Annotated in this window: 26 protein-coding genes; 10 read left to right on the top strand and 16 right to left on the bottom strand. The window is 61.7% G+C overall.

Annotation, left to right across the window (positions count from 1 at the left end; translation table 11 throughout):
* Nucleotides 1-18: 18 nt before the first annotated feature.
* Nucleotides 19-1,986, bottom strand: coding sequence for an acyltransferase family protein (locus AC1DX4_RS24260; protein WP_477222709.1), 1,968 nt, complete (start codon nucleotides 1,984-1,986; stop codon nucleotides 19-21).
* 551 nt (nucleotides 1,987-2,537) lie between these two features.
* Here AC1DX4_RS24260 and AC1DX4_RS24255 point away from each other — a divergent pair.
* Both AC1DX4_RS24255 and AC1DX4_RS24250 read left to right on the top strand, forming a co-directional pair.
* Nucleotides 2,538-2,636, top strand: a complete 99-nt coding sequence (locus AC1DX4_RS24255) for a putative RiPP precursor (protein WP_477222708.1) — start codon at nucleotides 2,538-2,540, stop codon at nucleotides 2,634-2,636.
* Between the two features lie 152 nt (nucleotides 2,637-2,788).
* The gene (locus tag AC1DX4_RS24250; protein ID WP_477222707.1) at nucleotides 2,789-2,881 is read left to right on the top strand and encodes a putative RiPP precursor; all 93 of its coding nucleotides are present in this window, start codon (nucleotides 2,789-2,791) and stop codon (nucleotides 2,879-2,881) included.
* Between the two features lie 110 nt (nucleotides 2,882-2,991).
* On the opposite strand, the gene AC1DX4_RS24245 is transcribed toward AC1DX4_RS24250, so the two are convergent.
* The 6 genes from AC1DX4_RS24245 to AC1DX4_RS24220 form a co-directional block, all read right to left on the bottom strand.
* Nucleotides 2,992-5,619, bottom strand: a complete 2,628-nt coding sequence (locus AC1DX4_RS24245) for a hypothetical protein (protein ID WP_477222706.1) — start codon at nucleotides 5,617-5,619, stop codon at nucleotides 2,992-2,994.
* On the bottom strand, nucleotides 5,612-7,033 hold the full coding sequence (locus tag AC1DX4_RS24240) for a patatin-like phospholipase family protein (protein ID WP_477222705.1): 1,422 nt from the start codon (nucleotides 7,031-7,033) through the stop codon (nucleotides 5,612-5,614). The genes AC1DX4_RS24245 and AC1DX4_RS24240 overlap by 8 nt, the downstream gene beginning before the upstream one ends.
* A 462-nt stretch (nucleotides 7,034-7,495) precedes the next feature.
* The gene (locus tag AC1DX4_RS24235; protein WP_477222704.1) at nucleotides 7,496-8,020 is read right to left on the bottom strand and encodes a DUF2306 domain-containing protein; all 525 of its coding nucleotides are present in this window, start codon (nucleotides 8,018-8,020) and stop codon (nucleotides 7,496-7,498) included.
* 151 nt (nucleotides 8,021-8,171) lie between these two features.
* Nucleotides 8,172-8,447: a hypothetical protein gene (locus tag AC1DX4_RS24230; RefSeq protein WP_477222703.1), complete on the bottom strand. Its 276-nt coding sequence runs from the start codon at nucleotides 8,445-8,447 to the stop codon at nucleotides 8,172-8,174.
* A 132-nt stretch (nucleotides 8,448-8,579) separates the two neighbouring features.
* A complete protein-coding gene (locus AC1DX4_RS24225; RefSeq protein ID WP_477222702.1) occupies nucleotides 8,580-8,882 on the bottom strand; it encodes a hypothetical protein in 303 nt (100 codons plus the stop codon).
* A gap of 463 nt (nucleotides 8,883-9,345) precedes the next feature.
* The gene (locus tag AC1DX4_RS24220; protein WP_477222701.1) at nucleotides 9,346-9,672 is read right to left on the bottom strand and encodes a hypothetical protein; all 327 of its coding nucleotides are present in this window, start codon (nucleotides 9,670-9,672) and stop codon (nucleotides 9,346-9,348) included.
* Here AC1DX4_RS24220 and AC1DX4_RS24215 point away from each other — a divergent pair.
* The gene (locus tag AC1DX4_RS24215) at nucleotides 9,653-10,735 is read left to right on the top strand and encodes an alpha/beta fold hydrolase (RefSeq protein ID WP_477222700.1); all 1,083 of its coding nucleotides are present in this window, start codon (nucleotides 9,653-9,655) and stop codon (nucleotides 10,733-10,735) included. The two genes, AC1DX4_RS24220 and AC1DX4_RS24215, sit on opposite strands and share 20 nt — an antisense overlap.
* A gap of 153 nt (nucleotides 10,736-10,888) precedes the next feature.
* Entirely contained in the window at nucleotides 10,889-11,938 is a 1,050-nt protein-coding gene (locus AC1DX4_RS24210; RefSeq protein WP_477222699.1) for a class I SAM-dependent methyltransferase, read from the top strand.
* Between the two features lie 91 nt (nucleotides 11,939-12,029).
* Here AC1DX4_RS24210 and AC1DX4_RS24205 read toward each other — a convergent pair whose 3' ends face one another.
* A complete protein-coding gene (locus AC1DX4_RS24205) occupies nucleotides 12,030-12,599 on the bottom strand; it encodes a TetR/AcrR family transcriptional regulator (protein WP_477222698.1) in 570 nt (189 codons plus the stop codon).
* Between the two features lie 108 nt (nucleotides 12,600-12,707).
* Here AC1DX4_RS24205 and AC1DX4_RS24200 point away from each other — a divergent pair, with 108 nt between their 5' ends.
* Nucleotides 12,708-13,523: an oxidoreductase gene (locus AC1DX4_RS24200; protein ID WP_477222697.1), complete on the top strand. Its 816-nt coding sequence runs from the start codon at nucleotides 12,708-12,710 to the stop codon at nucleotides 13,521-13,523.
* 91 nt (nucleotides 13,524-13,614) lie between these two features.
* A complete protein-coding gene (locus tag AC1DX4_RS24195; RefSeq protein WP_477222945.1) occupies nucleotides 13,615-14,616 on the top strand; it encodes an NADP-dependent oxidoreductase in 1,002 nt (333 codons plus the stop codon).
* Between the two features lie 28 nt (nucleotides 14,617-14,644).
* Here AC1DX4_RS24195 and AC1DX4_RS24190 read toward each other — a convergent pair whose 3' ends face one another.
* Together AC1DX4_RS24190 and AC1DX4_RS24185 are read right to left on the bottom strand one after the other, a co-directional pair.
* Nucleotides 14,645-15,310, bottom strand: a complete 666-nt coding sequence (locus tag AC1DX4_RS24190; protein ID WP_477222696.1) for a GntR family transcriptional regulator — start codon at nucleotides 15,308-15,310, stop codon at nucleotides 14,645-14,647.
* Between the two features lie 215 nt (nucleotides 15,311-15,525).
* On the bottom strand, nucleotides 15,526-16,290 hold the full coding sequence (locus AC1DX4_RS24185) for a helix-turn-helix domain-containing protein (protein ID WP_477222695.1): 765 nt from the start codon (nucleotides 16,288-16,290) through the stop codon (nucleotides 15,526-15,528).
* A 258-nt stretch (nucleotides 16,291-16,548) separates the two neighbouring features.
* Here AC1DX4_RS24185 and AC1DX4_RS24180 point away from each other — a divergent pair, with 258 nt between their 5' ends.
* Both AC1DX4_RS24180 and AC1DX4_RS24175 read left to right on the top strand, forming a co-directional pair.
* The gene (locus tag AC1DX4_RS24180) at nucleotides 16,549-16,857 is read left to right on the top strand and encodes a hypothetical protein (protein ID WP_477222694.1); all 309 of its coding nucleotides are present in this window, start codon (nucleotides 16,549-16,551) and stop codon (nucleotides 16,855-16,857) included.
* Between the two features lie 80 nt (nucleotides 16,858-16,937).
* Nucleotides 16,938-17,291, top strand: a complete 354-nt coding sequence (locus AC1DX4_RS24175; protein ID WP_477222693.1) for a hypothetical protein — start codon at nucleotides 16,938-16,940, stop codon at nucleotides 17,289-17,291.
* A gap of 27 nt (nucleotides 17,292-17,318) precedes the next feature.
* Here the strand turns inward: AC1DX4_RS24175 and AC1DX4_RS24170 are convergent, their stop codons facing one another.
* From AC1DX4_RS24170 to AC1DX4_RS24160, 3 genes are all read right to left on the bottom strand, one after another.
* Entirely contained in the window at nucleotides 17,319-18,050 is a 732-nt protein-coding gene (locus AC1DX4_RS24170) for a Crp/Fnr family transcriptional regulator (RefSeq protein ID WP_477222692.1), read from the bottom strand.
* A 341-nt stretch (nucleotides 18,051-18,391) separates the two neighbouring features.
* Nucleotides 18,392-18,586: a hypothetical protein gene (locus tag AC1DX4_RS24165; RefSeq protein ID WP_477222691.1), complete on the bottom strand. Its 195-nt coding sequence runs from the start codon at nucleotides 18,584-18,586 to the stop codon at nucleotides 18,392-18,394.
* A 148-nt stretch (nucleotides 18,587-18,734) separates the two neighbouring features.
* Entirely contained in the window at nucleotides 18,735-18,950 is a 216-nt protein-coding gene (locus tag AC1DX4_RS24160; protein ID WP_477222690.1) for a hypothetical protein, read from the bottom strand.
* A 199-nt stretch (nucleotides 18,951-19,149) separates the two neighbouring features.
* On the opposite strand from AC1DX4_RS24160, the gene AC1DX4_RS24155 reads away from it, so the two are divergent.
* The gene (locus AC1DX4_RS24155; RefSeq protein ID WP_477222689.1) at nucleotides 19,150-19,347 is read left to right on the top strand and encodes a hypothetical protein; all 198 of its coding nucleotides are present in this window, start codon (nucleotides 19,150-19,152) and stop codon (nucleotides 19,345-19,347) included.
* 186 nt (nucleotides 19,348-19,533) lie between these two features.
* Here AC1DX4_RS24155 and AC1DX4_RS24150 read toward each other — a convergent pair whose 3' ends face one another.
* Nucleotides 19,534-19,773: a hypothetical protein gene (locus AC1DX4_RS24150; RefSeq protein WP_477222688.1), complete on the bottom strand. Its 240-nt coding sequence runs from the start codon at nucleotides 19,771-19,773 to the stop codon at nucleotides 19,534-19,536.
* Between the two features lie 269 nt (nucleotides 19,774-20,042).
* Here AC1DX4_RS24150 and AC1DX4_RS24145 point away from each other — a divergent pair, with 269 nt between their 5' ends.
* The gene (locus AC1DX4_RS24145; RefSeq protein ID WP_477222687.1) at nucleotides 20,043-20,336 is read left to right on the top strand and encodes a hypothetical protein; all 294 of its coding nucleotides are present in this window, start codon (nucleotides 20,043-20,045) and stop codon (nucleotides 20,334-20,336) included.
* A gap of 37 nt (nucleotides 20,337-20,373) precedes the next feature.
* Here the strand turns inward: AC1DX4_RS24145 and AC1DX4_RS24140 are convergent, their stop codons facing one another.
* Both AC1DX4_RS24140 and AC1DX4_RS24135 read right to left on the bottom strand, forming a co-directional pair.
* Entirely contained in the window at nucleotides 20,374-20,565 is a 192-nt protein-coding gene (locus tag AC1DX4_RS24140; protein ID WP_477222686.1) for a hypothetical protein, read from the bottom strand.
* Between the two features lie 410 nt (nucleotides 20,566-20,975).
* Nucleotides 20,976-21,449, bottom strand: coding sequence for a hypothetical protein (locus AC1DX4_RS24135; RefSeq protein WP_477222685.1), 474 nt, complete (start codon nucleotides 21,447-21,449; stop codon nucleotides 20,976-20,978).
* Between the last annotated feature and the right edge of the window lie 2 nt (nucleotides 21,450-21,451).

Here is a 21,451-nt window from a genome sequence, read left to right as displayed (position 1 = left end):
TCCAGGACATCTCACTCCCTAAAACAGCGCCTTCTCCAGCGGCCCGTCCAGCGTCTCGGCAAAGGCCGTCGCCAGATGATGCCTGTCACGGAACGCCAGCTTGCCGTCGATGAAGACGTGGCACTCAGTCGGGCCGCAGAAGCGGTCGGTGAGGTCGACGTAGAGCGTGTCGGGTACGCTTTCGACCACGGCGCGCTCTTGCGCCGCGGCGCTGTCATTGGCTGCCTGCGCTCTCGGCGTGTCGCAGCGTGAGGGGGCTTCGCGCCACCACAGCGCGCGGGCCACGCAGGAATCGGCAAAGCTGTCGCCGATCGGCGTGTCGCGGATGACGGCGGTCTCGACGCCGGCCTGGCTGAAGGCCTGCAGTGTCGAGCGCAGGCCGGCCTGCCAGCGCGCGGTCTCGGCTTCGCGGCCGGCGGCGGGCATGTCGCGCGTCAGGTTGCCGATCGAGAATTCGGAGATCACCACCAGCCGCGGCTTGGCGCGGATGATGTCGGCTATCGCCTGTTCGCGCCAGGCGTCGCATTCGGTGTAGTCGCGCTTCAGCACCGCGCTGAAGGTCGGCAGCCGCGAGGCACGGCATGAGGATTTGAGATAGGTGACGACCTTGGTGTCGTTGCGCTTGGCCGCTTCGACCAGCGGCGTCGACCAGTGGTCGGCGTGGGAATCACCGAACAGCACGATGGTGTGGGCGGCGTCGGCCGCGCCGAACGTGCAGGGTTTCGGCGTCACCGTGTTGAAGTCGAGCAGGCAGTTTTCGTCGGTGGCGCGCGCGGTGGAAGGCTGTTCGGCGGCCTGCTCGATGCCGCGCTGGGCGGGGTCGATGTTGCGCGTGGCCAGATGCGCATTGGCGTAGGCCACCGCCACGCCGACGCCCGTCAGCGCCAGGGCGGGAACCAGCGCTCGAGCGCCCACTGTCAGCCAGCCGAAACGCCGTCCCGGATTCTCGATCAGATGATAGGTCAGGAACGCCAGCGCCAGCGACAGGGCGCCGCAGCCGAGGCGTTGCGCCACGCCGAGATCCAGCACCAGCATTTGCGCGTAGACGATGACAGGCCAGTGCCAGAGATAGAGCGAATAGGAGAGCGTGCCGATCCATTGCAACGGCGGCAGCGAAAGTGCTGTGGCGGGCATTAGGGCCTGCCAGCCGGTCAGGTTGGCCGTCTTCGCGTCGCTCTCTTCGCCGGCCAGCAGCACAAGCACCGTGCCGGCGACCGGCAGCAGTGCGTACCAGCCGGGAAAGGGCATGTCTTCGCTCAAGCAGAGATAGGCGACGGCGATCAGCCCCAGGCCGAGCCAGCCCTGCACTGCGCGCAGCCACGCGCGGCGCAGCAATGTCGCCGGCGCCAGCGTCGCCAGGCCGCCGGCGGCGAACTCCCAGGCGCGCAGCGGCGAGAAGTAGAAGGCCCAGGCCGGCGAGGCGCTGGTGAGCCACAGGCAGGCGACGAAGGAGGCGAGGCCGGCGACGCCGATCACGATCACGGCCATGCGCTTGCCCGGATGCAGCCATGCGGCGAACAGCAGCAGCGCCGGCCAGACGAGATAGAACTGCTCTTCCACCGACAGCGACCAGAAGTGGATGAACGGATTGCTCAACGCATCGGCGGCGAAATAGTCGAACGACCAACGCAGCAGCCACAGATTGATGGCATAGGCGGACGCATACATGGCGCCGCGCGAATAAAGCGCCTGCTCCTGCGGCGCCATGATGAAGTAGCCGGTGGCGAGCGTCGCCAGGATGACGAACAGCGCCGCCGGCAAAAGCCGTCGGGCGCGGCGGGCATAGAAGCGCCAGAGGTCGAGCCGCCCGGTCTCGGTGATCTCGCGCATCAGGTGGGCGGTGATCAGCCAGCCGGAAATGACGAAGAAGATGTCGACGCCGGCAAAGCCGCCGGGCAGGGCGGTGAGGCCGAAATGATAGGCAACGACGCCGCCGACCGCCAGCGCGCGCAACCCCTGTATATCAGGCCGGAACGATGCCGCCATGATAACTCCTTCGCTAGCCGGCCTCGCGTGTCGGCCTGGACAGAGAATATTGCAGTGCAGCAAACTTTTCGCAATGCAACATGGCGAAAAAGGGAAGGTGGCGGAAATCGATCTCCTGGCCAATGCCCGGATAATGTAAAATGAAGAAGTCCTATCAAAGGCCAACGCTGGTTCGGCGCGAAAAGCTCTCCGCGGTCACCGCCGCCTGCATACCTTCGCTCTGCCAATAGCAGCAGGGCGGAATTTACAACGACACGGCTGGCGGCCATGCCGGCCGTGTGATCAACATTTCGCGATTTCGCACCGGTTGCTTGACTCCAGCTTGACGAGGGTTGGGTGGATGGTGCCATCTGGCGTCTTTCCCTGGGGCATTGGGGCATTCCATGAAGAAGACTTACGAAAAGCCGGTTCTCGAAAAGCGCGAAAAGCTGTCGAAAGTGGTCGCCAGCGTTCCCTCAAGGTGAGGCTCTGAACCCGGCTTCGCACTTCCAAAGCATCGCAGTTGCAAGTGCCTCGATGGCGGTGTGCGCCGTCAGGTGCTGTTGATTTGATTGGGGACATCCATGAAGAAGACTTACGAAAAGCCGGTACTGGTGAAGCGCGAAAAGCTGTCCAGCGTCGTCGCGTTCGTGGCGTCCGGCCCGATCTGAGCGGGCGCAGAGCATTTTCGCCAACTCGTTCGTGGTGACAATGCAACAGGGCGGCATTTCCGGCCGCCGTCACCGCGCCGATATCTCGGTCGCGGCTTGACGCTATCGGTCCATGGTGCAATCTCGGCCCATCACTTGGGCAAGGGGATATCATGAAGAAGACCTACGAAAAGCCGACGCTGCGCAAGCGCGAGCAGCTCTCCCGCGTCACCGCGCTCGTCTCGATGTCAGGAAAGGCCGCCTAAGCCTGCCGGGAGTCGCCGCTCGCAAGCTGGCGGCGCTGGAGTGGTCCGGCGCTTACGGAAACGCCTGGTCCATCTTCTGGTTTTGACGCAACTGCGAACGGAAAGCCGCTTCACACTTTTCCCGGAATCGTGCCCGCTGGGCGGCACTGTTGCGGTGGTTCGCCGTCGACGCTGATGATGACCGACCGCTTCAGCAAATCGACCGGAGCCTCCGGCTGGCTGCCGCCGGGAACCTTGCCGATCAGGGACGCTTCCATTGCGTCATAACTGTCGAACTCGAAACCGTTCGTCACCTTGGCCGTATCGACATCCGTCAGCTGGGCAAATGTCAGGCGGACTGGCTTCGGCACTATTTCGATCGCTGATGAATCGGCCTCCAGTGCCTGGATTACCGCGTTGCGGCGGCCCTCGGCGAGATAGAGATTAAGGTTCTTTCTCAATGCGGGATCCTTGACGGTCTCCCATTTCTCGCTGGCAAAGCCTTCGATGCGAAGGGTCAGTTTGGGCGAGGCGCCTTTGCTGCCGGCCTTGTCGAACGCATCTTTTGCCTTGGCCATGCAGGTGGCATAGCTGGAAGCGATCTCGTGCAGCAGCTTCCGTTTTGCTCCGGTGTCGGGCAGATTCGTATCGCTAAGGCTCCGCGCGCCGAAGAAGAAGGCCTCTTGGGTGGTGTTGATCACGCCATCGCCGCCGCCGATCTGCTTGTCGCCATTGCTGACAACCGGATCGAGGAAGATCGGTAGCATCATCGCCTCGCTGCCATAGTCATAGACCTTGCCGTCGGCGGCGTAGACCTGGGTGATGAAGGTTGGGCCACTGGCCTGTGCTTCCGGCGCGCCGGGCGGTGCCGGCGGGGCATTGATGATGATGGGCACGACGATGGGGGCGGCGGGCGCTTGCGAGCTTGCGATGAGGCCGGCGCCTTCCTTGATGTTGGCTGCAAGGCTTCCGGTCGCGCCTACCAGCCTGGCAAGCGGCGAGGCATCGTCCTGTCCGGTGCCCTTGCCAAGCTTGTCGGCGATGGCGCCAAGTCCCTTCTCGACATTGTCAGCCAGATCCTTGGTGGCGCCCACCAGAGCGGGATTGCCCTGGCCGGTGCCGATCTGTTTGGTGACCGAGGCCAGCCCCTCTGTGACGCTGCCGGCCAGTTTCTCGGTGGCCGTCACCAGTGCGGCCTGGTCCGACGCCTTCGGCTCGGGGCGCGGCGCGGCGCAATCGGGCAAGTTCGACTGCGAGACGGCGCGTTTGGTCTCGGCAGGCTGGATTCCCTTGGCTTGCGGCCCGACCTGACCGACCGTCTCATCACTCTGGGGAGCGATCGCATCGTCCTGCTTTGCTGTTGTTCTATCCTGATCGACGGGCTCGATGCGCAGCACCAGCGACTTGTCGATCTCTGTGACAGGACTGCCGTCAAGGGTCTCGACAAAATAGCTGCCACCGCTGGCCAGCAGAACGCGGCCGCGTTCCAGAACGCATGAGCCGAGTTCGGTGGTTCGCGAAATGAAGGCGAATTGCTTGTCGCGGCCCAGTGTTCCAGAAAAAAAGGATGGCGATAACATCGCTAAAATAAAAAATATCGATGTGAATGCGTTTATCAGGAATGTTACACTTTCTCTTGATGAAGACGTGTTAACGAAGCTTTCGAGTTCTGACGATAGCGGTTTCGATCTAATATTTTTCTTTGGAGAAGTTTTTTCAAAGTCCTTCCATATTAGTTTTTTAAAGCTGAAATATTGATCAGACCTTTTTCCCTTCATGGTGTTCAGAATTCGGTCCATCCTGGTGAGGCCGGGTTGATTTCCCCTGCCTCCTGGCAGTTCGGCAGCGTTTTCCAAAACGCTGTCATAAAGTGTTCCGCGCAACGCGCTCATGAAGCTGTCGCGCCTGGCCTTTTCGAAGATGACTGAAGCAGCATAGGCTGCAATCGCCGCGACGGCTGCGGTCGGGATAATCCAGTTCTTGAAGACGAGATTGTTGTCGAAAACGATCAAGGCAAATGCGACGACCAGGCCGGTCAATCCACCGGTGATGAGGGCCGACTTGGCGCCAAAAAGCCCGGTTTTCTCGATCCGGATGGCGTAGGGCCGCGTCGCCTCCTTGTAGGCATCGACAGAAGCCTCGGTGTAGAAATCGCGACCGACCCTATCTGCATAGTTCCCGGCGTAAGCTAGGAAGTTCCGGTAGCGAGCGAGGAACTCCTCGGCCTCGGCCAACAGTCTGTCGTCGGCGGGCTGGTTAGGATTCGCCGGAGCCTGCCTTGTGGACACCGACTCCAATGGCGAACGAAAACGGCCAATATCCGCCAATTGCGCATCGATTGACTGCCGATCCTGCTCGAACACTTTCAGGCCTTGGCCGAACTCGTCCTTGACCCTGTCAAACAGCCGCCCCGCGTTAGAATGATAGGTGACTATGTCCATCTCCTCGGCGATGCGCTTGGCGCTGGCAAGGTCGAGAAGGCGGTTTATTTCCTTGATGGTGTCGGCGCTGGAGATGCCGACCTTCTGGATAGCGGCGAGCGCCTTGCGCTCTTCTGGGACGTCGTCGACAGACTGCGGCAACGGCAGCGAATTTCCCTTGTCGTTGTAGAAGATGGCGGGGCTGTTCTGCCGGCTGACCAGACAATACACGGCGTGAAAGAGCGCCTTGGCCTGGTCCGAGCAATTCTTCGTTTCATTCACCACACCTTCCACAGCGGCCTGTGGCGTGGCGTCAACTTGGCTTTTATCGCTACCCATTGCTTCCTCCCAGATCTTGTTCCAGAAAATCGCGCGCCCGTTCCAGGCCCATCACGAACAGGTCCCTCTGATCCCTTTCGTCCATGGCGAAGTTGAGCCAGTCGGCGTCCTGGACGTTGATGGCCGCGAGACGGAACGGGAATTGCGCAGGCATCGTGGTGCCAGCCTGAAGCTTTCGCCTTTCGAACACCTGTCTTCTGCGGTCCAGCACGGCAATGGCGTCACGGTCGCGCTGATCGCGAACCATGAAAGCGACTGTTCCGATGTCGGCGGCAAGGCTGCTCAGGCGGGCACGGCGACGGTAGGGCTTGGTTGGGGTGGCATTCATCAGCGGCACGGCGATTGTCGGAACGTCCGGGAGGATTGCGCTGAATGCATCGACCGGAAGGTTCGAAAACATCCCGCCATCGAGAAACGCCACCTCATCGATGTTGCGGAATTCATCCAGCTTGTCCTTGCTGGTCAGTCCACCAAATTTGTTGTCGATGAACTCTTTCCAACTGGTCTTGTTGACGCCAAAGGCGGCTGGCCCGAAAAAGAACGGGATCGACATAGACGCCCGCACGAGTGCCGCCGGCGAGTTCGTACCGGTCTCGCCGGATAGATACCTGACATCCTCGGGAAACTGGAATTTCACGCCGATTGGCACGCAGGCCGCCATCACCTGAAGCAGATGTCTGCCTTCGTCTTCTACCGGCTCCAGAGACGACAATGGCTGTTTTCCGAGCTTCTTGACGGCATCTATCGCCGCGTTCAGCTGTATCGAGATCGTCTTCAACCGGTCGAAGAGGTCATCTACGGTTCGCAGGCCGCGCTCGGCCAGAACGCCGCGAACCCAGTCTTCGAAGGCGTTGCCCGGGTTGAGTCCACGCGTTTGCAAAATTTGGCGAAAGGCGCCGAACCAGGCCGGCCACGACGATGGCAAGAAGGACTGTCGCTTGAGCAGGAACTGCTTGATCAGCCAGCGCGTCCGGTAGGGGCCGTCGATGAAGGCGCTCATCGGCATGGCATTGACGATGTTGACGACGTCCTTGTGGGTTTCGTTGAGCAGATCGTCGCCGCGTACTGCCGCCATGCCCATGGCCATGATGGCGCCGGCCGAGGCGCCGGCAACGCCGGCGAAGCGAACCCCAATGGTTTCCAGGCCGGTGACGAAGCCGGCATGCGCGATGCCCAGCACGCCGCCGCCCTGAAGGACGATGTTGGCTACTCTGTAGACGTTTTCGGGCGGCGGAGGCGGTTCGGGTGGCGCTGCGGCATTGAAGAATTCCAGGTCATTGGAGGTGGAACCCGCCGCCTTGGACGCGATCGCCTTGAGCCAGAAAAACTCGTCCACCTCAGGCCGCTTGCCGAGCTCTTTGATCTCGGCAAGCAAGCTGGTGACGCCCGGATCGTTCCAGACATCCAAGGTCATTGGTTTCGCCCCCGCGAACCCTATGACTGTTGCGCGGCATCACCGAAGACCCCAACCCTCGGACCTTGCGCCGGGGCGCACCATCATGGTGCCGTCATCCCCTGATCGTTCAGCCTTCTCTTCGAGCCATTCAGCAACTTTTGTTTAGGCTGAGCTTTATTAGGGCGCCACATTGTTTTCGTCGTCAAGTCGTTTTTGGCGTCAACTTGGCCTTCGCGTGAAGATCATCGCGAACGCGTCCATTCATTTCATGCTTTCGAGATGCCGGGATGGGTACTGGCAAGCAATTTCAGCATGCGGGCAGATATGATCGCGGCCGTTTGTTTAGGTCTCGGCCGAAGGGGTCTGATACCGCAGGTAAAGCGCGAATTGAACAGTATTGATCGGATGGGCCAGGTTTAACTGGAATCCCGAATCGCCACGAACGCATCGTGGCGCGGCGCGTTTCGCAAAGCCGGTGGATCAAAGGCCAGGGGATGCTTTCGGGCGCGGGGCCACGGTTCTTGCACCCCGCGCGGCATAGAGCCCTGCCGCTGCCGCTGCTGCCACCAAAGCGGCAAAGACCATCAGCTTCTGCGGCGTCGCGCCTTGCGGGCCGAAGGCGACGGCATACATGGTGCGGCCGGGAATGAAGGTCAAAAGCCCGGTAATGATCAGGCCGAAAATGTAGGTGCCCTGCATGATGCGGCGGTGCGCGGCAATGTTGCCGCCGCGCGCTGCGCGCACGCCGCGCCACAGCATCACCAGCACCAATAGCGACAGAAGGTGGATCGGGCTGAACGGCCCCCACAGCCGGATCGTCCAGATGAACAGGCCGGAGCCGGCAACCGTCGCCATCAGCACCACCCAGACGCGGCCAAGCGCCCGGTGCATCCGGTCGCCCTTGGTGCGCCAAAGCTGCATGGCACCAAGCAGCAGCGCGGCGATGGCGATCAGCGCATGGAGCTGGATGACGGGCGAGGCATGGAGCAAGGGGCTGAGTGACATCGGGGTTCTCCGGGGATGATGGATTATTGCCGACGCGGCGCTGGAGAGGCAAGGGAGGGCGGCGGCGAAGAACGATGCCTGCGACGAGGCTGCCGCGCCGTGCAGCGGGATCCAACATGCCGGAAGCCTGCGCACGAAAACAGGTTCGACCCTACTGAGCCGGCTCGACCACCTTGCGGCCGCGCGTCAGGTAGGCCAGCAGGCCAAGCAGCAGGAAGCCCATCACCCAGCATACGACAAAGGCAACGATGCCGATGGCAGCACCGAGGTCGACGCCGAGGCTGACGACGTTGCTGCTCAAACCCGGCAGTTTGTCCGCGGCACCCATACCGACATCGGCGGCCCATAGCATCACGATGTTGAAGCCGATGAACAGGAGCAGGAAAAACCAGCCGAAGAAGCCGCGCTTGCGCCTGACCGCTTCCATTCCTGATGCCCCGCTGACATTCCCAACGGCACGACAATTGCCCATCGCCCTTTACGGGGCAAGCCACGGCGACGGCCTGGCAAACAAAACAGCCCCGCGAACGGGGCTGTTTCCTGGCTGCGGCGATCAGGTTTACTTGCTGCCGCCGTGCGCTTTCACGCTCGAGCAGAATTCCGGATGGGTGTTGGTCGGGCTGGCGTTCTTGGCCTCATCCGCGCAGGCTGTCGCCATTGCGGTCTGGTCGTCCGGCGTCAGCGCCTTCCAGGCCTTGATGAAATCATCATCGCCGCGCAGCGTCTTCATGCTGGAATCGGTGTAGAAGGGCTGCATCTTGGCCGGGTCGTCGAGAGCGGACGTGCCGTTGCCGGCGGCGAGGGCCGAGCCGGCGACCATTGAAAGCGTCATGGCGCCAAGGCAGATCATCTTGATATTCATGATAGGTTCCTTCCCTGTTGCTTTGTGACCGTCGAAGCAACGATCAAATGTGTAACGGGAGGATTTGGGCAAAAGTTCCAGCTCTCCGCGTGAAATGAGTTCTATTTTCTGAAAATATATCTGACAGAAGCTTGAAACCTTCCCGGGGTTTTGTCGTATGCCATGCGAAAGCTCTTTCGTTGCCGGATGGCAGCGCAATAACCTATCACGGACGTGAATCGTGACTGGCGCTGGAGCCGGTCGGACGTCGCAGCGTTTGGCCGATTTGAAACTTCCCGACTCCTTGATGGTTCCGTACTGCCAGCCCGCCACGGCCTCAAAAAAAGGCCCCACCGGCAGGGCCGGCGGGGCATGATCGGAGGTCTGCGATCGCCTTGGGAAGGCGATGCCAGCAGCAACGAGAGCGCCGCGCGAAAAGTTTCACTGTTTTTTCGCGGGGATTGCCGATGGCGCTGAAGCGGGCTCAGCCGCTTGCTGCCCGCCGGCCTTGGCCGCGTCGGGTGAGTAGGTTCGGCACCACCAGCAGCACGATCGACAGCGCCATCATCAGCGTCGCGGCGGCGGTGATGGCGGGCGAGAGTTTTTCGCGGAGGCCGATGAACATTTCGAGCGGCATGGTCTCGGGCTGACGCTTGCCGCCGTCACCGCGCGGCTGGTCGGCGACCTCATCGCCGACCGGCGGCCCAACAGCGAGAGACTTGCGCCTTTTTCCCCTGGGCGGTTCTGAAGCCGGCCTGTCGCACGGCGCCTTGCTGCGATATCCTTTGGCGATGAAGCTCAGCCAGAGCATAGGGTTCTGCACCTCCGCCGACGGCACGCGCATCGCAGTCGCCTCCTGCGGGAAGGGCGAGGTGATCGTGCGGGCGGCGCACTGGCTGAGTCATGTCGACTATGATCTGGAGAGCCCGGTCTGGCGGCCATGGCTGCAGGCGCTTTCGGCCCGCAACCGGTTCGTGCGCTACGATCCGCGCGGCTGCGGCCTGTCGGATCGTCATGTCGCCGATCTCTCGATCGAAGCCTGGCACGCGGACCTCGACGCCGTGACGGCTGCGATAGAGGAGCCAAAATTCATCCTGCTCGGCCTGTCGCAGGGCGGCGCGCTCAGCATTGCCTATGCGCTGAGGCATCCCGAACGTGTGTCGCATCTTGTGCTTTTGAACGCTTACGGCCAGGGTGGCAGAGTTCGGGCGAAAACCGAGGCCGAGCGGCTGGAAGCGGAAACACTCGTCAATTTCGTGCGCATTGGCTGGGGACGCGAAAACCCGGCATTCTGCCGGTTCTTCACCAATTTATTCATCCCTGACGGGACGCCGGAACAGCATCGCTGGTGGGGTGACCTCGAACGTGTGACGGCAACCCCCGACGTCGCCGCGCAGCTGCTCTCGCACATGCAGGGGATCGATGTTCTGGACCTTGCGGCAAGGCTGCGCGTGCCGACGCTGATCGCGCATAGTCGCGGCGACATGCGCGTGCCGTTCGACGAAGGCTGTAAGCTTGCGGCAGCGATTCCCGGTGCGCGCTTCGTGCCGCTTGACAGCAAGAACCACGTGCTGTTGCCGAACGAACCGGCCTGGGCGGTGTTCCAGGACGAGCTCGCCGCCTTCCTCGGGCGCGAGCGGCCCACGCAGCCGCAGGCCATCCGCGAGGCCGGCCTGACAGCCGCTGAGACGGCGCTGCTGGGGCTGGTCGCGGAGGGGCTCGACAACCGTGCGATCGCTGAGCGCCTCGACAAGAGCGTCAAGACCGTGCGCAACCAGCTGTCGGTGATCTTTAGCAAACTTGGTGTGCACAGCCGCTCGCAGGCAATCGTCATGACGCTGTCCGGCAAGGGCCGGGCGCCTGAGATGGATTGACGGCGGCATTGGCTGCGAAGGCGGGACATCTGTCCCTGTAAGGCCCGCGAATTCCCTGGCCGCGCGGGACAGGCGCATCATGCCAAGGGCCATTGCGGGTTCTATCCCTCGCATCGACGGAGCGACAAAGCGCCGTTTGAGGAGGAAACCGACATGACACAACTCAATGAAGCAACGCTCAATGAACTGGTTGGCCGCATCCTTGGCGATCTTGGCGGCGCGGTCAGCGTGCCGCTGGTCCGCATCGGCGACGCGCTCGGCCTCTACAAGACACTGCGGGAGATCGGGCCGGCAAATGCCGACGAACTTGCCGAGGCGGCGGGCTGCGCGCCCCGCTATGTCAGGGAATGGCTCTCGGCGCAGGCGGCGTCCGGCTACGTGCATTATGAGCATGGGCGGTTCTCGCTGACGCCAGAGCAGTCCTTCGTGTTTGCCGAGCCCGACAGCCCGGTCAATCTGATCGGTGGCTTCGATACAGCGGCCGCGATGGTCGAGAACCAGCCGAAGGTGCAGGCGGCCTTCAAGACCGGGCGCGGCGTTGCCTGGGGCGATCAGGCCGGCTGCCTGTTCTGCGCGGTCGCACGCCTGTTCCGGCCGGGTTACGTCAATGCACTCGTGCAGGATTGGCTGCCGGCGCTGGACGGGGTCGTCGACAGACTGAAGGCGGGAGCTGTCGTGGCCGACGTCGGCTGCGGGCACGGGCTGTCGACCATCCTGATGGCGCAGGCGTTCCCGGCTTCGCGGTTCACCGGTTATGATTTCCATCCGGCCTCGATTGCCGCCGCCACCGCGCATGCCCGCTCGCACGGGCTGACCAACCTCACTTTCGAGGTCGGCCGGGCGCAGGATTTCGGCGGCAGGGACTTCGACCTGATCACCTGCTTCGACTGCCTGCACGATATGGGCGACCCGAAGGCCGCGGCGGCGCATATCCGCCAGGCGCTGAAGAAGGGCGGCACCTGGATGGTGGTCGAGCCGATGGCCGGCAACACGCTTGAGGAAAACATCAATCCGGTCGGAAGGCTATACTACGCGGCGTCGACGATGATCTGCGTGCCGACCTCGCTGGCGCAGGAAACCGGGCTCGCGCTTGGCGCGCAGGCCGGAGAGACCCGACTGACGGAGGTCATCCAGTCCGGCGGCTTTTCGCATGTCCGGCGGGCCGCCCAGACGCCGCTCAACATGGTGCTCGAAGCGACCTGACAGACCGACATAAGCGGCACTCTCACGGCGGAGGTAAAGGTCGGTTCGGGCTGCTGTTCGAACCGGCAAGGTCACGCTTATGTCTCGTCCCTTACCGCGGCTGGGTCAGCGTGCGCGCTGCATTCGCGCCCGCGGCCAGAATGCGGTCCGACAAATCCGTTCCTTCCACCGCACGGGCCAATTGCAGGGCGCCGATGAGCGCGGCGAAGACGCCCAGCGACACGCCTTCCGGATCGCGGGTGTGCGGCGGCAGGTCCTTGGCCAACTGGCGCACCAGGGTCAGCAGCTTTTCGGTGTAGAGAGCGCGCGTCTCGGGCGGCTGACGCGTGATTTCCGGCAACAGCGCGGCGGAAGCACAGCCGGTCTCCGGATGATCCCTATGCTCGGGCGATAGATACATCGCCATCGCCAGTTCCAGGCCGCCTGAGGCCAGTGCCTCCTGCAATTGCTGCGACTGGGTCTCCAGTGCCGATGCCATGCTCTCGCGCACCAGGTCGGCCTTGGACTGGAAGTGCGGATAGAAGGCGCCATTCGTCATCCCGGCGTCGCTCATGATGCTGGCCAGTCCGGACGCGGCGATGCCGTCACCGCGGAAGCGGTGCGAAGCGACCTCCATGATCCGGCTGCGTGATGCGTCCTTCCGGCCCTTGTCATAGCGCATGATGGCTCCTTCTCGTTTCCCTATTGCATTATGAGTGTAATGTGATATTACAATCATAATTCAATGAATGATCACAAGCAAGACCTCTTACGTTTGGAGCCTTCAGAAATGAACCGGAATTCTGGAAAGACCGCTGTTGTCACCGGCGCCTCCTCAGGCATTGGCCGTGCCAGCGCCGAGATTTTGGCACGCGCCGGCTTCACTGTCTTCGGCACCAGCCGCAAGGCGTCCAGCCAAGTCATGAACGGCATATCGATGCTGGTCTGCGACGTGACCGACGACGCGTCCGTCGCGTCCCTGGTGTCGACTGTTCTCGGCAAGACCGGCCGGATAGACCTCTTGGTCAACAATGCCGGTGTCGGGCTGCTCGGCGGCGCGGAAGAATCCTCGGTCTCGCAGTCGCAGGCCCTGTTCGACGTCAACCTGTTTGGCGTCATGCGGATGACCCACGCGGTGCTGCCGGTGATGCGGCGGCTGGGCGAGGGGCGCATCGTCAATATCGGCTCGATCCTGGGGGTGGTCCCGGCGCCGTACTCGGCCCATTATTCAGCCGTCAAGCACGCGCTTGAGGGCTATTCGGAATCGCTCGACCACGAGGTTCGCGCCTTCAACATCCGCGTTTCGGTCATCGAACCGGCATATGTGCGCACGGTATTCGACCAGAACGGATTCGAGCCCGATTCCCGCATAGAGGAATATGATCAGGCGCGCGCCGCAGTCGAGGCACTGCTTCGCGAGGTGATGCCCAAGGCCGATCTGCCTGATGTGGTGGCGAAGGTGGTTCTCAAGGCCGCGACCGACAGGCATCCACTGCGGCGCTACACTGCCGGCAAGGCAGCGTGGCAGGTCAGCATGCTGCGCCGCTTCGCGCCGGCTGCGATGTTCGATAAAGTCTTGCGCAAGCAATTTCGCCTGCCTGTCTGAGCCCAGCCACTGACTTCACGCTTGTGCGACACGCAAGCATCGCTTGGCCGTTCGTGCCGGCCACCGAAATCATTTTTAGAAAGCGACCATGATGAAAGCCTTTGTTGTCGACAAGTATCAAAAGAAGGGCGCCCTGCGGCTCGCCGAGATGCCGGAACCCGAGTTGCGGGACAATGATGTCCTGGTCGAGATTCACGCTGCCGGGGTGAACCTTATCGATTCCAAGCTTCGGGACGGGGAGTTCAAGCTGATAGTGCCTTATCGCCCGCCGTTCATCCTCGGCCATGACGTGGCAGGGATCATCGTGCGGGTCGGGTCGAAAGTCCGCAGGTTCAAGCCCGGTGACGAAATCTATGCGCGGCCGCGCGACGGGCGGATCGGCACGTTCGCCGAATCCATCGCTATCGATGAAGCCGATGTGGCGCTGAAGCCAAAAAACCTCAGCATGGAGGAAGCCGCCTCGACTCCGCTGGTGGGCCTGACCGCCTGGCAGGTGCTGGTCGAGACAGCCGGGCTGAAGAAAGGCCAGAAGGTGTTTATCCAGGCCGGTTCCGGTGGCGTAGGAACCTTCGCCATCCAGCTGGCGAAGCATCTCGGCGCGACCGTCGCGACGACAGCGAGCGCGGCGAATGCCGATCTGCTGAAAGGTCTCGGGGCCGATATCGTCATCGACTACAAGAAAGACGATTTCGAGAAAATCCTGCAAGGCTACGATGTCGTCCTGAACAGCCAGGACGCCCAAACGCTCGAAAAATCCCTGCATGTGCTGAAGCCGGGCGGGAAACTCATCTCCATTTCCGGCCCGCCGGATCCTGCATTTGCCAGCAAGCAGGGGCTGAACATGGTGCTGAAGCTGATCCTGCGCCTGCTGAGCCTCGGCATACGCGGCAAGGCCAGGCGCGCCGGTGTCGGGTATTCGTTCCTGTTCATGTGGGCGCAGGGCGATCAGTTGGGCAAGATCACCTCGCTCATCGAATCCGGCGTCATACGCCCCGTCATGGATCGGACGTTTCCGTTCGAGAAGACCAACGAGGCATTGGCCTATGTCGAAACCGGGCGTGCCAAGGGCAAGGTCGTCGTCAAGGTCAGATAGGGAGAGTGTTCGCAGGAAGACCGTTGCTTCAGAGCGTTGGTGCCGTCTCGATCTCCTGGAGATAAAACGTCTTGCTCGGCTGCAAATGGTCGACACAGAGCTGCGCCAGCACCCAATTGTCCCGGCGCTTCAGCGCCTCGATCATCATTGCGTGGTGTTGGCGCGAGACGTCGAGCTTTTCCCGGTCGGCCAGTGAATTGGCCCGCACCGGCAGGCTGAGACGCATATAATGCTCGATCGAGGAGACGAGATAGGCGTTGCCGCAGGCCGAGAACATTGTGAGGTGGAAACGGTCATTGGCCTCGTGGATGCCGCGCAGGTAGCCCGCGTCGACATGGCTGCTGTAGATGCGATGAATCTCGGTCAATTGCGCGATCAGTTCGTCGCTGACCGGCAGCGGGATCATCAGCGCCGCCTGGCGCTGCAGCATTTCGCGCACTTCGTAGATCTGCCGCACCTCGTCTGGCGAGAGCCGGCGCACCATGGCGCCTTTGTTGCGCTCGCGCGTGACGATGCCGAGTTTTTCCAGCTGGTAGAGCGCCTGGCGGATGATGTGGCGTGAAACCGGGAAGCGGGCGAGCAGCACATCCTCGACCAGGCGCGTGCCGGGCGCCAGCCGGCCGAAGATGATGTCCTCCTCCAGCGCGTGCACCGTGTCGGCTTCCTTGCCGCCATAGTCGAAGCTGTTGAGCATCGCGAACCCTTGTATTCCCCGGCCAACCCCTTGTTGGCGCCAGGCCGACCTTGCCGGCCCGGACAAATTCTTGTTGGCCAAGGCTAATCTTTGTTGACCCGGGATGCCACTCCAGAGCGGTCCGCCGTTTCAAAGAAACTGCGAACCGCTCTATCGCTTTGTTTTGACGCAATTCCTGTGGGGAAAGCGCTACGCGCTTTTCCGGGAAACCCGGTTCACACTTTCTCTGGAATTGCCTGGTCTTCGCGCACAAGGCTGGCCACAAGCTGGTCGAGGCGTGGGTCATCGAGGCTGACGATGCCGGACATCTGCAGCGCCTGCCTCAGGCTGATCCTGCCTGTCTCCTGGCGCATGATGACCTTGACGCAGACCGGCCTCGTTCCGGTCAGGACGAAGGCGCTGCCGACCAGGACCGGCTCCGAGAACGGCGCCCACTGGACGGCAACGATCGACGGCTCGCCGGTCTGGCGGCGGTTGATGCCGGCGAAATAGATCCAGTTCAGCTGCGAGATCGCCACGCCATAATGCCAGCCCGGCGCCCGCGCTCCGCCCCGGCGGAGGCCTTCGGCCCAGCGGGTCACGCGCCTGAAAGTCACCTGCTCGGCCCCGCGCCGCACGAAGGTGACCGACCGCATCAGAAGGTCGGGCCGATCCGGAACCGCGAAGTAGGTGAAATAGGTGCCGCCGGCCAGCGCCGGCGCCGGGCCGCGCACCATGTTCTCGTAGAGCGTCTGGTGGAGCGGTGACAGCAACGGGTGCTCGGGCGCGGCGGGTTCCGGCGCGCGGTACAATTCATCCTCGTCAATGCGGAAATAGGCGCAGATCAGCTTCGCTGTCGCGCGGTTGGGCACGCTCTTGCCTTGCAGATAGCGCTCGAACTGCGAGCGGTTCATGTCCAGCCCGCGGCATACGGCGGCCACCGACGCATGGCCGGAAACCAGCCGTCGCAGATTCGCGGCAAGATTCTTGCGGATTGGCACGACACGCCCCTCGACAGCCGTCCGAACCATTGTTCAGCAATTGCTTATATTGCTGCAATCTTGCACAACATCGCGTTGCTGCGAATGGGACCTTAGGCCAATACGCGGCGGCTATTGGTCGGCATCCGTTAGTCGTTGCGGAAATGCGCAAATTGTACGGTTTCGTACTCTGCGCCTATGCAAGTCAGGCGAATGGGCGTAATTTAGTACGAAGAGCGACCTAGATCGGCGTCTCGACATCGAATGATGGAGAGTGCTTTGGACAATGCAGAGCTCATCGATCTTCTCGACTATACTCACACTCAATTGAGCAAGATCCGCCAGACGGTCGCGGCAAGCAACCATGCCGGCACCATGTTCACCATCGATTGCCTGATCGGCGCGGCGGCCGAGCAGACGAAGTGCAAGCTCGCCGGCCTCGAGCATGCCGGCATGCCTGTTGGCAGGGATGCGCCTGTTGGCAGGGATGCGCCAGTCGGCGCGAGCGGCACTGTTGCCCGCTTCCAGGCAAGGGCGGCCAAGCCGGACGCCGGCAAGGCAGCGACGCGCGTGCGGCGCCTGCCTTGAGCCTTTTCGCCAGACTTCGCGCCGGCAGCCGTGCGGCGGTCTTGATACCTTACAGATATGTCAAGTTGGGTTCGTCTCCCATGGACGGCTACGACGCGCATGAGAACAGCCATGATTTTGTCGCTGAACATCCGGACTGGCGGGTGTTGCGCGGCTGGCTGATGTCTCCAGGCGACATTCTCGACAAGCATGTCATCGTCGAGAACCCTCGGACCGGGCAGCGCTTCGACGTGACGCCGCTCGATCCGCGCGTGCCATTCTTCGAGCATCCGGGCACGGCGGAAGAGTTCGACGGATTGTGGCACCAGATCAGCATGCCTCCCTATTCGCCGCCAGCGCGGCTGGTGGTGATGGAGGCAAGCGACGAGATCGGGCGTGGCGAAAGTCCGGTGGCGTCGGATGCCGGGACGTCCGGTGGGAATGCCGACGCTTGATGTGTCGGCCGGCGATGATCGTTCCGATCAGCCCGGCATGATCTCACCGATCAGCCTGATATATTCCGCTTCGGGTTCGCCGTAACCGCCATTGGCGAGTTCCAGCAGCCCGGCGCGGTCGCGAATGACGATCTCGCCGCGGCGCGAGCGGATCAGCGCGCGGCCTTCCAGAAGTTGCAAGGCGACAGTCACGCCGGGCCGCCGCACGCCAAGCATGATTGAAAGGAATTCGTGGGTGATGGCAAGGCGTTCGCCGGGCACCCGGTCGTCGCACATCAGCAGCCAGCGCGCCAGCCGCTCCTCGAGTTTCAGCCTTGCATTGACCAGCGCCGTACAGCCGGCCTGGGTGTGCAGGGCGTTGACGAAGCGCAGCAGGAACAGGCGCAAGGTCGGGCTTGCCGCAAGGGCCGTGTTGAAAGGCGCGGCATCGATGCGGATGGCTTCGCCTTCGAGCTGCACGTAACAGGCATGCGCCGAACGGTCGTCGCCCATCACCAGGGCGGTTCCGGTCATGCCTTCGAAGCCGACGAAGCCGACCTCCGCCTCGTGGCCGCTCGTCGTCCTGGCGACGACCGAGCCAATGCCCCGTTCGAGAAAATAGACCGCCTCGATCGGGACATGGGGCGTGACAAGCATCATGCGCAGCGGTAATTCGCAGCGCTGCATATGCGGCTCCAGCAACGCCAGATCATCCGCGCTCATGTGCAGCAGCAATTGGTTTCGGTAGTGATGATTTCGGTCGAGATCAGGTTTAGTCATGGCGCGGCCCCATGCAGGGCAAGAGCCATCCGATCTCCCAGCCGTCCGCGCCCGTATCAACGTGCCGACGATCGCTCAGATATAGGGGCTTTGAACGAAGAAACCTACAAATACAGTCTGGAATTCGATGCACGGCGTCCCCCACAGCCGCTCGCATACGAAAAGATCGACGTCAAAGTTAGTGTCGGAAACGTACCAAACGTCTCTTGGTACGAAACCGACATATTGCGCGAAGGCTTGACTTGGAGGATGGCGGAGAAAATCCGCCGGCTAACGACCAGACGGCTGTTGCAGGCTGCTCGACTTGATCCCCGGATTTTCCGAAAATGTGTCTGAGCAGATCATGGCTTGGACAAGCCGGCGGCCCGCTCCAGGCTCGCAATCCGCTTGTCGGTTTCCGACTGCGCGACCTGCATCAGCGTATCGATCTCGATCATCGCCTCGAGATGGCGCGCATCGATAACCGCCTTTCGCGCCAGGCTCAGGAACCCCCTGACAGTCCGCAAGGTCTCGACAATGCTGGGTTGATCCGGCACAGGCGGCCCTCCTCGGGTTACAACCCTGAAGCAGGACCAACGTTCCACCGTGAATTGACTTGCATCGCCGAACGGGAGTGGCCCTGGACATTGCGGGCTGGATCGTGCCCAAAGAGATCTTGCCGGTTCCGCAAGTATCCGCGTGGCGTCAGTTGGCGTCGATGATTTTTCGCGGGGCTTTGCCAGTTGCGCTCTTGCGCCTGGACGCAGCAGGTGGGGCAGGAGCAGGGGCGTCGGCAGAGAGCCGCTGGGCCCGCAGCCGGGCTGTCTTGGCTTCACGAGCTTGACGTTCCAGATCAATGATCGTTTGGGACTCGCGGGTGGCGCGTTCAATCCGGTCCTTGTCCTGGGGCAGTCGGGCCACGGCATCCTCCTTTGCTTCGGTGGCACTGAAAATGCGGACCGAAGGAAAATGTTCCAGCAGCCGGGACTCGGTACGGAAACGACATCACATTTGTTGTTGTGTGCGCGCACGATGGCCTTAGAACTCAGATGTCACCGGCCACGAAACGGGCGCTGGTGCTTGAGAGTTCCTGTACTCCCGCCCTGCCGGGAGACATCGGATGGAAGACGACCAAGGCCCGGGCGGCATGATATCCGCTCACGATTCCCACATTTTGAGAAATGCCTTCAAGGCATCGATCGCCGAACTGCAATTGCCGGAAGGGCAATGGGTGGAGCACGCCACGGCGATGATGCGCGACCTCACCGGCAGCCTTCACGTCGATACCGGCTTCATCGAGTGGATCATCCGCAAGTGAAGCCGCCCGCCGCTAGGCAGGCGAACGACAACGGCAAGGCTGAAGATCACCTTGTAATGGTGACGTTGGGCATACGCGCCACCCTTGAGGGCCTGGCTGCCCCTGTCGAAATGCTGAGCGAGGTTTTAAGCTTCGAGGCCCTGGCGGACGCCATCGCGCCGACGTCGACGCGATAGGCTGATATTCTTACGAAGGCTTCGTCTTGCTAGCGCCCTGTTCGCCGCTCAGAAGACCGAAATCCCCGGAACGCGTGCCGCTGTTGGCATGCAGAAAGCCTTCGGCAGCCAGGCCACGGCGCAGCAGTTCACGCACTGCAGCCGCGCGGCTCGGCATGCGCTTGTCGAAACGCCATGTGTCGAGCGCCGCGAATTCCTCTTCGTTCAGCATCACCTGCAGCCGTTCGGGGCGTTCAAGATTGTCGGTCATCATGGCCTCCTGCTTCCGGCAATCCAGCCGGTGAGCCGAATGAGTAAGTGACTTATCTGTTCCACAATTTGCCAATGGCCTATTTGGTTCCGAGGTAGTCAAACACTTTTGTTGCGCCACATACTCATAGTGCCTGGGTTGCATCACCGGCTAAACATACTAACTAATTGATTTTATTAATGTTTTGTTGAGATTTGTCTTGCTTTAACGAATCGCCTGGCGCATGGTGAAAGTGAGGGAAAACCCAGTCCTTCGGACAGGAGTTTGCCATGCACAACTACCCGGTCGAACTGCGTGACGATCTGAATTACACGCTGGTCAAGACAATCTACGAGTATGGAATTGTGAACGTGCCGGTTCTGGCCGCTCAACTGGCCGACCGCCACGGCGACCTGTCGTACGCTGACGCCGAACGGCTGGTGCTTGGCTTCGCACAGCTCTATTCGGCACCGATCGTGTTCGACCGTTCGGGGTGCGACTGGCGGCTGAAAGAGCCTGTTGGCTGGGACAATGACGGCCTGCTTCTCGACATCGTCCAGAACGAGTTTGGCCGCGCCGCGTGAGCCGCAATTGACTGTACTTGCCAATGCGTCCTGAGCGTCACTTGCGGATGATCTGCAGGACAATCTCGGGGTCGACAACACTCGATCCGGTCAGGTCCCTGACCATTTCTTCGGCATGGCGAACCCAAATGGCTTCAGGCAACAAGCCTTCGGCGACCAAACTTCTGAATGCGCTGCGAAGGGTATGGAAATCGAGGGCAGAGACCGGCCTGTCGGTGTCGTCGTTCATCGTCTCACTCCCTCGGGGCGGGAGTACGATGTACACTCTCAAGCGCCAGCGCCCGTTCAGTGGCCAGCGACAAGAAAACTGTACGCTTCCGACAATCTGATAGCGAGGCTTGGTACGAAACCGACAAATGCAAGCCCGCCACCGAGGGGTCAGTGGTGGGCTCAATGAAAAGTTGTTTGACTAACTTTCCGGCGCCTTTTTCGGCCGGGGGCTTCCGAGGCGCTACCAGGAACGGGTTGTCGGCCAAGAGGTTCCGTCCGCGCACGAAAAGCACGAGCGGCTCAGAGGTTGATGCATGTCGCCCAAAAGTGACCTCGGTTTTGGGAACACGACATGCATAAGAACAAAGAACTAAAGCGCGTCGCATGAATCCGTTTTCACGCGACGCGCTTCAGTCCGTCGCCTGGTCTTCAATATCGGGGCCTTTTGTCGGAAACGACGACCAGCCTTCCTCCAACATGATGGCACCGTTTGCAGACGAGCTTCGATGCCAGCCGCCTTTCGATGTTGAAATCATAGTGGGTGCCGTAGGTCTCGATCAGGTCATCGAGGTCCAGCGAGCGCAGATGACCGCAGCGTGCATTGCCGCAATAGATGCTTAGGCCCATGCCCTGTTCCCGAAGCTCGCCAAGGTTCTTCGGCTGCGCAATCGGCAGAACAATACCTGCCGGCTCTACCGGATGTGCGACCGCCACCAGGACAGGCTTTCTTATCTCTGCCCGGTCAATGTTGCCGATCTGATGAACTGCCTTGTCTTCGGCGACGCCTATGAGGGAATCGATCTCTTCCATGGCTTCGATATGCCCGCGGACAAACAAAGCCCGTCGCAGCACGTGCAGCGCATCTCTCGTTTCGCAAAGCGTCGTGCACAGGGTGAGGGGCATTT

The organism is Mesorhizobium sp. P3_A8, assembly GCF_056402995.1.
The sequence above is the reverse complement of the archived record's forward strand: the minus strand, read 5'-3'. Positions and strand labels throughout refer to the sequence as shown.